General features: G+C 48.5%; 4 protein-coding genes and 2 pseudogenes. 3 read left to right on the top strand and 3 right to left on the bottom strand.

The annotated features are described in order from the left end of the window. Nucleotides 1-382 precede the first annotated feature (382 nt). From ACR0IU_RS21725 to ACR0IU_RS21715, 3 genes and pseudogenes are all read left to right on the top strand, one after another. Nucleotides 383-1362, top strand: a pseudogene (locus ACR0IU_RS21725) (IS110 family RNA-guided transposase). Between the two features lie 340 nt (nt 1363-1702). Then, nucleotides 1703-3622 carry an ABC transporter ATP-binding protein gene (locus ACR0IU_RS21720; protein WP_480717720.1) on the top strand — a complete coding sequence of 640 codons (1920 nt, stop codon included), beginning with the start codon at nt 1703-1705 and terminating at the stop codon, nt 3620-3622. A 1085-nt stretch (nt 3623-4707) separates the two neighbouring features. After that, nucleotides 4708-6042: an O-antigen ligase family protein gene (locus tag ACR0IU_RS21715; RefSeq protein WP_480717719.1), complete on the top strand. Its 1335-nt coding sequence runs from the start codon at nt 4708-4710 to the stop codon at nt 6040-6042. 1199 nt (nt 6043-7241) lie between these two features. Here the strand turns inward: ACR0IU_RS21715 and ACR0IU_RS21710 are convergent. The 3 genes and pseudogenes from ACR0IU_RS21710 to ACR0IU_RS21700 all read right to left on the bottom strand — a co-directional run. Continuing rightward, the gene (locus ACR0IU_RS21710; protein ID WP_480717718.1) at nt 7242-9476 is read right to left on the bottom strand and encodes a glycosyltransferase family 4 protein; all 2235 of its coding nucleotides are present in this window, start codon (nt 9474-9476) and stop codon (nt 7242-7244) included. A 128-nt stretch (nt 9477-9604) separates the two neighbouring features. Then, entirely contained in the window at nt 9605-10546 is a 942-nt protein-coding gene (locus ACR0IU_RS21705; RefSeq protein ID WP_480717717.1) for a glycosyltransferase, read from the bottom strand. A 2027-nt stretch (nt 10547-12573) separates the two neighbouring features. After that, nucleotides 12574-12678 (bottom strand): annotated as a pseudogene (locus tag ACR0IU_RS21700) (IS5/IS1182 family transposase); the annotation flags it as partial.

Here is a 12678-nt window from a genome sequence, read left to right as displayed (position 1 = left end):
CCAACATGCAGGAAGGTGAGGATGAAATGCTTGTCGAGTTCGTTGAACGGCATCGAGAAAATTTCTCAAGACGAAGTGTCTTGTTATTGTTGGGCCGCATAAAGATTGCGCCGCATCTCACAAGTGTTTTTGAAAAATATGAGTTATGGGTAACTGTTCGTTGCTTATGTGTAGCGCATATGACCACTGGTCCCCGAAACCGAAATGGAGAAAACCCTGGTCTGCAATTGTACCGGAAGCTCTTAAAACACGGCTTCAGAAACTGATCGATGACGGTTTAAGCGGGTGAGGTGATGGCTCCTGCTCCAGCGGCGTCTCCATACGCCATATTGCAGCTGTTGTCTACTGCTAGGAGAGGAGCCACCCACGGCAGTTTACAACAATCGGCCTAGATCTGGCTAAGAACATCGTCTGGGTGCACGGGATCACCGGGGAGGGAACCGTCGCGTTCTACAAGTCGCTCAGGCGGTCAAAGCTTTTGTAATTTTTCGAAAAATTTGTACCCTGTCTCATCGGTATGGAAGCGTGCGTGTCGAGCCACTGCTGGGCGCGGTAGTTTCAAATGTTGAGCCACGAATTCCGGCTGATGCCTGCGATGTACGTGAAGGCCTACGTCAAACGGAGCAAGTCTGACGCCATTGATGCCGAGGCAATTTGCGAGGCTGTGATGCGCCCCACGATGCGTTTCGTAGCGATCAAGACCGAAGAACAGAAGGGTGTCCTGTTCCTCCACTGTGCCCGAGACATGGTCGTACGGCAACGGACCCAGCTCAGCGATGTGCTTTGCGGTTTGTTGAGCGAGTTCGGTATTGTGATTACCCAAAGAATTGGGAGCGCCGTGAAATTTGCAACGGTGTCGCTGGACGGTAATCGTCCAAGCATTCCTGAAGTAGCCATCAATGTGTTGACGAACCTGTGCAATCAGGAGGTGGCTCTGCATCTACGTATTTTCTGGTATGGTAAACGAAGCCTGCTTGAAGGTCGAAGAGACCGTTAGGTCATTGTATTACGAACCATTCCCGGGGTTTGCCCCGCAACGGCCTCGGCGATCATCGCTACAGCGGGCGATGGGCACCAATCTCGCGATGGACGAGAGTTTGCTGCTTTGTTGGGACTGACCCCTTTGAACCGATCCAGCGGTGGCAAAGTACGCCTCGGGCGCATCTCAAAAATTGGAGTCAGATACGTCAGACGCCAATTGGTATCAGATAGGACACACAACTGAGAAACATGAAGTAGAATTCGGACCGCGTAGATCCATGGGCAATCGCACTATTGGAGCGAAAGGTTTCAAGATTAGCAACCATGGCCATGGCCAATAAAACCGCTCAAATTGCCTCGGCAATACTAACGCGAAGCTAATACTGCCAACCCCATGCGGCATGCCGCCTAATAAGGTGTCTTAGTTTCCTCCATCAAGAGATCATTACGACAAACTGCACTCACATGGCCCCCGCCAAGGGATAAGTTGCACCAGGATTGCGGCATTGGTCGAATAATGGATTGAGCAATCGAGCTGAAAACATCCGTCTCTCATTTCGAAAGCGTGAACGAATGTAGCAACTGGTGCCTAGAATGCCCATTCAAGCAGCCCAAATTCCGAGCATCAGCTTTATTCGGTGGCCTCGCAACTAATGTAAAATTGTCATCGCTAATCTGGTCCAGTTAGCACGCAAATCGCATCGAGGGCAACACCTTTAGAATGGGGCTGGACAGAGGGCGTTGGTATGTGACACTTAGTAATATAACGAATATTCAGCTTTTTTTGAATGCAGGTTTCGCAAGTGAAAGAGAACAACATGGCAGAAAATTGCATGGGCCGCTTAAATTAATGAAAGTTCTCAAAAAATCCCTCAGTATGTTGAGTCGCAGCGAGAAGCGGACAGGTATTTTGCTATTATGTTTCACCGTTCTAAAGGGTGTTTCCGAAACTATTGGGATTGCTTCAGTACTTCCATTCTTATCAGTGCTCGCCAAACCCGAGTTAGTTGAAACAAATTCATACGCATCAAGAATATATCAGTCTATTGGCTCTACTTCTGTAGAAGATTTTCTTTTTATGCTTGGGCTACTGGTGCTCTTTGTTCTTGTTATGAGCGCGATCCTAAAAGTTGCTACTGTTTATGCTACCAATAGATGGCTTGCGTCGCGCGAACTAAGCTTGTCACGTAAATTACTACAATCCTATCTTAGGCAGCCATACTCATATTTCCTAACCCGTAACACGTCCAAGATGGGAACTTTAATTCTCCAGGAAGCTCAGAACGTAGTCTCCGGTGTTTATCAGCCTGCTGTTAACTTATTCAATTCTGGAACGAGCTTTGTGTTGATTTCTGCACTTCTCGTTTGGGCCAATCCGCTAATAACGGTAACTTCGATTGCCGCAATAGGAACCAGCTATCTTCTCCTTTATCTATGTTTAAGAGGACTGACAAAAAGCAAGGGCGAAATAATGCTCAAAGCAAATCAGATTAGATTTAGAAGGGTTAACGAAACATTCTCGGGAATTAAACAAGTAAAATTATCAAGCTCAGAAAATTTTGCTTTTACTCGCTATTCAGAAGCCGCAAAAGAACTTGCTCAAACAAAAGCGCTCACCAATACGATTAGCCGCGTCCCCAGATACGGCTTAGAGATAATCGCATTTGGTGGCATAATAGCTTTAACCTTGACGCTGTTTAAGAAAAATGACGGTTCTATTGATTCTGCTCTTCCATTGCTTGGACTCTATGTTTTTGCTGGGATCCGACTGCTTCCCATTCTGCAGACCATGTATAACTCGTTCATCAGATTTAGGCTAAGTATTTCGGCAATTGATAATGTGTACAAAGACATTAAGTATATGGATGAGTTACGGAAGTTTCCACGGTCTGCTATTGCTCCTATGCCATTCGACCAGTCGATAAGAATTGATTCGGTTTACTATAATTACCCAGAAGCGTCCGCACCTGGCCTCCAGCAAATCGATTTAGAAATACGCAATGGCGAAAGCTTGGGTATTGTCGGGACTACTGGGGCCGGGAAAACAACTCTAGTTGATGTATTACTTGGACTACTTGAACCAAGCGGTGGGAGCATTTTCATCGACGACACTAGGGTGGACTCCAATAATGTTCGCAACTGGCAGGCGAATATTGGTTACGTGCCGCAAAGTATTTTCTTGTCTGACGCGAGTGTAGCAGAAAACATTGCAATAGGCGTCGAGAAATCACAGATATCGACTCAAAAATTAGAGCGAGCCGCAAAAACGGCAAAACTATATCAATTTATCACCAATGATCTTCCAAACGGCTTTGAAACCGTGATCGGCGAACGTGGAATTCGACTGTCAGGGGGGCAACAACAGCGGTTGGGAATAGCTAGAGCGCTCTATTACGAGCCTCAGGTTCTGATATTTGATGAAGCCACAAGCGCTTTAGACAATAATACAGAACGCGAACTTATTAGTGAAATTTCTCAGATGAGTGGCCAGCGGACGATTATTATGATCGCGCACCGGCTGAGCACAATAAGAAACTGCGACCGAATTATCTTTCTAGACAAGGGGAAAATTAGTCAGACAGGAACGTACGAGGAGCTAATTGAAAACAACTTTGAGTTTAGGAAAATGGCTTCAAACTAGTTAGAAATTTGTCATTTTAATGCGCGCAGAATCTATCTGTCAGTATCACAAATTTTGGGTTTCTAGCGCATAGCCTTTAACTTGAGACATATCCTGCAGCATTGAAGTAGATGGGATGGTTGCCGTCGATCTGGCAAAGAGTAATTTCCAAGCCCTTGGTGTTCAACACGTAAGAGGAACTCCGATTTATAAGAAGCACCCACGCCGACAATTGCTCGGCTTCAAGGTGACATTCCCTTGGCTGGGACAAACATGAGCGCAGTTTGTTGTACTGATCCCCTTAAGAGCAAAAACAAGACGCCTTATTAGGTGGAGCAACTGCCGTTTTACCACCAGGTTGTCCCGTGTCGGCTGAAGAATTTCGCCCAGAACGACTACATGCTGAGCGACCCCGCACAAGTGGCAATACTTGCGACCAATTATTCTCGTTACAAATTGGAACAGATGCAGGACAACATCTGAACGACCCTGACTTTGCCAGAGATCTCGAGCGACTAGCGGCCCGGACTTTGTGAATCAACGCCGGGCGGATTCGTAAGGCGCCTTGGTCCCGCGCTGCAGCAGAATGTCTTGGACTCCCCGAAGGCTCAGATCGAAACAAACGAACAACCACACAGCGTACGCGATGATCTGAGGAGGGGAGGGGAAGCGGTGATGCTTGTAGATCATCGCCGATGACTTCATGAATGTCACCGATGTTCATTCGCAGGCATGAACAACCATTCGGAAGTTAGCGTGCCATCATCAGGAAGCATTCTCCAGATAATCTTCACTTTGAAAGGGCTTGGGCTGGCAGCAGTAGAAAACGTTTGTGTAGATCTGCTATAATTGTATCAGACCAGCGCGGGCCTACCAGATATCTTGCGCGCCGACAGAACAATCGGCCTGCTCGAGGAATCTCAGGTGATCGGGCAGCTATTGCGCTACCGGTCAATGATCTGCAGAAAAGGCAGGATATGAGAAAGTTTACTCTTCAGCGTGTGGCTCTCTTTGATGAACGGCTGCCTTCCACAAAAACAGCGCTTACCGCCAGTTTATTTGCGAGATTGTGAATGTTTAGACAGCACTCCCAAGGTGTCATCGCAATGGCGATTTTCGTTTTTGTGCTGACTGCGGTTCCCAAACTGAACATACGTGTTGGCCCAATACCAATATACATTATTGATTTTTTGATTTTCTTGATTGTCTTCTATGCCAATCAACGTCCTGATTTTGGCTCCAATGGAAGACCATTTCAACGGATTGTTTTGGCGTTGTTTGTCTTCACGATGATCGGAGAGCTCGTAGGGTTTATCTATACAGGTTCTATTTTCGAGCATGTTTACCAGGGGGTGCGCATGGCGCTTGCATTTTCGGTTTACTTTGCGACTGGTCAGCTTATTCGGACTTCCGAAGACCTAAAGCTTGTAATCAAGGCGGGAACGCTCGGGCTGATTGTCACGGCCTCAATGATGATTTTGACCTCTCTCCCTCAAACTCGAGATTTTGTAGCCCGCTATGTCCTTGATAACATTTTTCTCGACCCAGCGGGGCGGCAGGTAGCCGCTATGCAGCTTGCAACGGATGATACGGGTAGCAGAGGGCGCACATTGGTAGGTGTGTCAATTTTGGGCGCCAGCTTTATCAATATGACGTGGCCTCTGGCCGCACTATTGTTTAGTTGGCCCGGTCCCATTGGGAGATGGCGGACCATTGCGATGCTTGCTTGTTTCTTAGCACCAATGGGGGTTTTGATGAGTTACTCCAGAGGACCAATCTTGGGTACAGTGCTGATTATTATCTTCGTCCTATTAATTGGCCTCAGCAAGATCAAAAAGGGTATTTTACTGCCTGTCGGGTTCGGGGTGTTTTTGGTTATGATGGTTGGCGTCAACTCAGAGGTATTCTTTTTTGATCGACTGACCAATAGGACAGCGGCGGTGTTTGACAATCCGTTGGAAGACGAACGCGAGAGCGAGCGTTTGATGGCCTATGTTGAGCCTTTCGAACATGTAATCGAAAATCCGAGGTTTATTATTGCAGGTCAAGGGCTCGCGATTAATCGTTCCAACGCCATCGTACCAGAGGTCGCAGGAAAGGCGAACCACGCATTGTTTGCCGTTTCGTATTATACAAATGGCATGCTAGCAGCAATGCTTCATATGTTCCTGCTAGCAAGCGCATTCTATTATGCATTGCAGCATGTTAAAGGCCGGCGGTCAGGTATTGGCCAATATCTAAGTCAGGCTTTGTTGGCTTGTGTGTTAGGAATTGCACCATGGGCAGTCTTTGGTCATGCCATGGTGTCTACACCGCGTGGCGCAATGATGTTTTACTTCATAATTGGTTTGCTTACTTGCCTCAGGCATTTCCCGGTTCATTCGAGTCGCGCGCAATTCAAGCGGAGAGGGCATCCCTACGTTCGCAATACATCGGTTTAGCAAACGGCCAGGATCGCTACTGCCACAAAATTAGTTCCACCAACCTTCCGTTCGCCATGCCAACTGCTAGCCCCGTATCTAATTCGAAACCGATAGTTAGCACGCGCTCGATTGTGCGTCTTTCTTTTTCAATGCGATTTAGTCCGATAAACCCGCTTTTAGTTTCATAAATGAAAAATTGAAATTGGCCTTCAGAGGAGTTCCTATCGTCCGGCATTTAACTTGAGAAATATTCTGGGGTATTGAAGTAGATGGGTTGGTTGCCGTCCTTCCCTTACGGCATCCTAATTTTTCAAATTCGTTTGGTTCATATTCGCGCAACGAAAAGGACTACGATATCGAGGTCTTGATTATCGCGGTCGATCTGGCAATGAGTAGTTTCCAGGTTCATGACGTTAAACACGTAAGAGGAATTCAGTTTCATAAGTAGTAGTCACATGGGCAATTGCTCGCCTTCATGGCGGCTTCCCCCAGATGGGGACCACATGATTACAGTTTGCGGAATGATCCCCTTGGGAATGAAACCAAGACGCATTGTTAGGCGACGTACCTGCCGTTTTGCTGCCCGTTTGTCCCGATTCGGCTGGAGAACTTCGTCCAGAACGACGCCATGCCGATGGACCCCGAGCCAGTGGCAATACTTTCGATCAGAGATCCTAATTACAACTTCGCCCAGATGCCGAATAACATCTGGACGACCATGACCTGGCCGTAGTTTTCGAACGAGTAGCGGCTGGGACTTCGCAAAGTAACGCCGGGCGGTTTCGTAAGACGCCTTGGTCCCGGGCTGTAGCAGTATCGCATCGTCTTCCCGCAGGCTCAGATCGAAACAAACGTACAGACACACCGCGTGCGTGATGATCTGAGGAGGAAAGCGGTTCCGCTAGTAGATCATCGCCGATGACTTCATCAATGTCACCGACGTCCATTTTCAGGCATGCAGAACCAAACGGAAGTTAACGTGGCATCACTAGATGGATTAGATGCAATATTGGACGGGATTGAGGTTACACACATGATTTGCAAAGGCCAACTCACACCTGCATCCTGTCCCTTCTAACAATTCTGTAAGCTAATCAACTAAGTCCAGTAAGACTATTGCGAATGTTTGATTCCCTGAAAACTAATCAACGTAGCTCTTGTTAATTGACTAATTCAAACAGATAGAAGAACTGAATCCCGAAGTTTTTTATTCTACGCTATACGCCATATTGCTGCGACCCCCAAAGCGATCTGTAGAGTGCAAGATACTCATCCACGCATCGATCAATCCCGAAACCTTGTGATCGCTCAAATCCGCGAGTGCCCATTGCCAAGCGTAGTTCCGGATCGTCGATCAAGCGTGACAAGGCTTGCGCCATTCCACTTACTTTCGAGGGATCTATCCGCAGCACTGCGCCGCCCTCGGGCCCGACCACCTCTCCTAGTCCCGGAATATTGGATGCTACGACTGGTAGGGCAGCATTCATTGCTTCAACGGCTGCCAAACCGAAGCCCTCCCACTCCGACGGAATGAAAAATACATCTGCGTTGCGAAGTAGACCAGGCACATCTTGCACGAATCCCGGCAGATCAATGATGTCGGAAAGTCCGTGCCGAGACACAAGGTTTTCAAGTTTTGACCTCAGCGGACCGTCTCCAGCAATCGTGTAGCGAATATTCCGCCTCTTTAGCAGAGCAATAGCCTCGATCGCTCGCTCGAAATTCTTCGCCGGACTCAAGCGTCCGACTGACACGATCCGAGTTACGTCTCCGACCAGTCTTCGAGGCGGTTCTTTGAACGGCAAAATACTACCATTTTCTACGATAGTCGTTCTTCCCACAAGCCATGGCCGCGCCCGCAGCAGTTCGTGTTCTACCCCTTTGCTAATGGCGACTACTTTTTCGTAGGGTCTATAAACCTGCCTGTCCACAAATTCACCGAGAGCACTCTCCCGACGGCGGTTGGAAGTGCTATGCTCAGTAAAAATAAAATGACAATTTAAACGACCACACTGTGCCAAGGCTGCAGAGTACGCACTCGCCGGAAAAAGGTGTACATGTACTATATCGTTTGGGCCAATCTCACGGGCGTAAGCATCCAAACGTAGCAAAGCACGCGGGTCATATGAGCTTCTTAGTCCAAGTGAAGTGGCCGATTCAAGGTTAGTCAAAGCGCAACTCTCGAGTGAGACAAGGCGAGAGTCCAATCCCGCCGAACGGAGTCCGCGATGCAGGTTACGAACCACTCGTTCGGCACCACCACGGTCATGCGCAAAGCTATTTATTATTTGGTGCACGCGCAGTTGGCTGCAGTTTTTTACTATCTCAGGAGACTTTGGTGCCGCTACAGGCGGCAATCGCTTTAAACTTGTCATTCGTGTGAGTTTGGCTTTTACGATCTGACGTTGGTTCTGTGTAAGAAGCCGAGACAATGGTTTTTGCCGAAACAACGGATCGATCTTAAATTCTGACCAAGGCAACCGTTGGAATTCTGGTGTAGGACAGCGCATCACTTCAGAAAACAATCTTGCATACGCCAATGCGCAAGCACTCGTAGAAAAACGCGAACGCGCCTCTTCGGCGACTGCTTTGCTCATTCTTTCCAAAATCGCTGGATTATGCGCCAAATTTGCTATTGCCTTGGCAAAAGCGGTCGTATCGCCAACCTCCAAGAGAAACCCGTCGCGTTCGTGTTTCAGCAAAAAGTCAGTGATTCCACTCAAGCGCCAACTTACCGGTACCGCACCTGCCATCATAGCCTCAAGCAGTGCATTTGGGCATCCTTCGAAGTGCGACGGAAACAAAAAAACATCTGTTTCACCAAGAAAGGCTGGTATTTGACTTGGAGCTAATGTCCCCACGAATATAACTCGACCATCCTTCACATGTGTTGCTAGAGCCGCACGTAGTTCAGCTTCGTGTTTACCCTTTCCTGCAATCCTAAGTCGATAATTTACACCCTGCGCCTCAAGTCTTTCGAGCACGGGTGGAATATGCATCACACCCTTTTGATTGTGCTCAAGTCGCCCCAGAAATCCCAACGAAATAGGCTTTGCGATCCCACGTCCACGTCCACGGGCAGCGGCGTCGGCGAATTGTTCAGGAGATGTTCCGTTTGGGATCAAAACGATGGAGCTGGGATCCGCGCCAAATCGCTCCACTAAATCATTTTGCAATCGAGGCACCAAGGCAACGATACGCGCAAGTCGACTTTGTCCCATCATAGTCAAGCGATAGCCTTCGTCAAATCCGTTTGCGCACCGTGCGACAACCCTCACTTCCTCTGACAGGTGAGGCAACGCGCTGAGGATCGCAGGAGAATTCACGCCCATTGCGATATGAATACCTTCGTCCTCGCACCACTGCGCAAACCGCTTCGATTGCCGCTTTAAATCTGATGTCTTAGAGGCCAGTTGAACACATCCGTCGTCAACAAATTGTTCCTCGGTCATGTCCGCCTGATCCCGCCCAACGGAGACACATCGCAAGTCAATTCCGTGGTGCAACAAAGAAGGGCGCAAATTTCGATAGAAAGTGAAGGTTCCCCCATCCTTGGGAACCGAACCGAACGCCACGCGGATCATGACGAAACCTGAAGTTTCTGTTTATAAGTCGCGCGCACTTGGTCATCAAAAATCAAAGATCGTAGCCGAGCCGACAGATGTCTTGCATCAAAACGATGCTCAACATGGGCCCGGGCAGCGCGCCCCATCCGTTCGACCAACGAATGGTCCATGAAGAGGCGCTTTATATTGGCGGCCATTGCTTCGACATCCGCTTCGGGCGACAAGAAGCCAGTTTTTCCGACCACAACAGTTTCCGAAAATCCGTTGTGGTCGGTCGTGACAACCGGAACGCCAGACGCCATTGCCTCCAATAGCGAAATACCTTGGCTTTCTTGGTCCCCGTTTTCTGCAGTGACACTATGCTGCACAAAAACACTTGCGCGCGCTAGCATCCTCTTTACTTCGTCATGCGGTTGCGACCCTCGCAGACGAACTGCCGAGCATAATCCAAGATCCGCGATGAGTTCTTCACATACCTTTAATTGATCACCGCCTCCTATCATCTCCAGCCGCAGATCGGGATACATTGCATGCACTATGCCGAAGGCGCGAATAGATAGATCGGGGCGCTTCTTGCGAGTCAAACGACCTACTGCCACCAAAAGATTGGGATCTTTTTCGGAAGTTGCGGAAAACTGATCCAATTCGACGCCGCAAGGGTTGACGATTATTTTTTCGTCGGGAAAACCAAGTTTTTGAAGTTTACTGCCAAAATACTGCGATCCGCAGATCACCCCCTCGCAATCCCTTGCTAAGGTGCGATAGCCAAGGCGCACATCATTGCGGCTCGCTAATACTGTGGCATCATAGCCATGGAAATTCACGAAAAGTGGGAGCCGCATTTTCTTACACAACACACGCAACGATAAGCCAATAGTACCGAATTCGGCCAATACTGCGGTGACCTTGTGTGCATCCAGAAAGGTCTCGAGCCTAGCCTCTTCACGCTGGGACAAAGCAGCGCCGTACCCAGTGCGAAGCCGCGTCAACAGAGTTTCGACTTTTCCTTTGATCCCCAGCGATCGATCCCGAGCAAAAAACGATGGAACTTCAGTATATTGCGATGAATTGGAGAAACTAACGCATACTGTGTCTCCTGGGCAAATCAACCGAATATGCTGCCGGACATAGGTTTCCGCGACCGAATTTGGATCATCCGTGACTACTGCAAGCGTCATTGCCCGTGCTCCTCTGCGACTTGCAGCCGAGCATGTAGAGCGTCGCACATATCTTGAATCTTTGGAGAGAAATTCTCACCATGTGGTTTGCTGGATTTCGAAGTTCGGGTCTTCAAAGGAAATCTGACGCGCGCTGGCTTAATCCCAATTGCACGGGTTAGTGCGTCAACGTTTCCCTTTGGATGGTCTTGCAAACTCTCATATCCGAGCAGTGATATTCGAGAATCGATCGGTAGTTCAAGGTCAAAGTATGTGGCGTTTCGGGCATGCCAGTAAAGCCCATATAGGTCACGCCACCAAGCTTCAGTCTCTGGTGAAGCACTACTAAGTGTCGTCATGTCCCGCTCTAGATGCTTCCAGAGCGGTGCAAGGTCCCAGTGCCCTGACAAATCAGTTTCCACCCGGCGAGAAATCTCTTTGAACATGCCCCGCCATTTGACCCACATGGAATTCACGACCGGTCCAGCAGGGCGGTACATCCAGACGGCACGGCTAGTAGGAAAAGCGTCAACTATCTCGCTTGCCCGGTGCGAGGCCAATAATGATCGCGCCACAGCGTAAGCACCCCGACCAGCTTGCAACCGCTTCTCAAGCTGAGCTATTGGAGCCCAAACCGTTTTATTCGGTTGCACAGACAATTCACTAAACTCACCAAAAACGACGGACCTCGGATCGGCGCGGAATAGGCGCTCAAGATGGGTCGTGCCACTACGCTGGCACCCAAATATGAAAAGGACCGAAGTGGGCTGTGAGCCGGTAAATGAATGAGTCCGATTTTTTAATGATTCAAAAATGGAAAATGATCGAGACGCTATGCGAGAATCGATAGATGCCCTAAATCGTGCCAAATTTAGCCAAGTACTACCATCTATGTGACTAGGTTTGGAGGGAAAGTCTGAACTCAATGTCAAACCCCGTCCGTTGCGTTTGCTATCGCAACGATGTGAAATGAGAATTGATGGGAATGCGTTTCTGCAAGTGTATTTTTCTGTTCTTCGAGACCCAACGTTCTAAGGAGGTCAGGGGATTTAGCCTTTCGGTGCACGAACATTTTCTAAGTCCGTTTGTCGGAATTGTCAGAAAATCGAAACATAAATTCAACCTCGGTGCTTGGTCAAATGCGCTCGCAGTCTGCTTGAAAAGACTATCATTAATTCAGATACAGCGTCCTCACTATATTGATACGTCATCACGGGCCACACTTGTCAACCTGCCCATCGACAAAATTGTACACCCCAATATCTTGAAAATAATCAATCTAGTTTGTAGCCGCAACAGTTTTGTTAGAATTGCTTGATTGAGATCGAAAGGGCGATGTCGAAGGATTCGGCAGCGCTCGAACCCAACTTATCGTAGTAAATCCTGCGCGCTTGCTCCATTCATTGCAAATTTCTCTACCAGAACTTACAGGGTTAGATAGCATTTAGGCGCCAGACTATATTGCGATTCTGAATGCAAACTTAGGTTCAGGTTTCGTAGCCGGTAGTAGAGGGTTTCTGCGGGGCAATGACCGAAAGGTGATCTTGGGGCAACGGTCATAGCGAGAGGCTACACACCTCCAACAGTTGTTCCTGCCAAACATGAACTCAGTGCCGGTTCATGGTTTGCATCTGTACTTTTCGTACCTGTTTAGCGTCTTGCGCTGCTTTCGACCGGCGATGCGGTCTCTTATTACTTTTCCTTCAGTGCATCTCGAAATCAGTCTGCTTCAAACCCGCGGTCACTAGGCAATCAGTCCATCTATGGCATGCAGCTGAGCAGTGCTCGAGCACCGATTAAGTCGCTTCTGAGGTTGCCGCCCTAGATTATGTTGACAATTGACGCAGCCAGAGTCGGATCGATGTGATGTCAATGAAGCGGAGGTAGCTTTCTGCAGTCTTGTCATATCGGGTGGCGACACGTCTGGCATT

This window comes from Ruegeria sp. CL5, from assembly GCF_056536485.1.
This window is presented reverse-complemented; position numbering and strand designations above follow the sequence as displayed.

Excerpts from the sequence above, each read along its gene's own strand:
- ACR0IU_RS21720 (WP_480717720.1), top strand. The coding sequence starts at position 1,703 with ATGGGGCTGGACAGAGGGCGTTGGTATGTGACACTTAGTAATATAACG.
- ACR0IU_RS21715 (WP_480717719.1), top strand. The coding sequence starts at position 4,708 with ATGGCGATTTTCGTTTTTGTGCTGACTGCGGTTCCCAAACTGAACATA.
- ACR0IU_RS21710 (WP_480717718.1), bottom strand. The coding sequence starts at position 9,476 with ATGACCGAGGAACAATTTGTTGACGACGGATGTGTTCAACTGGCCTCT.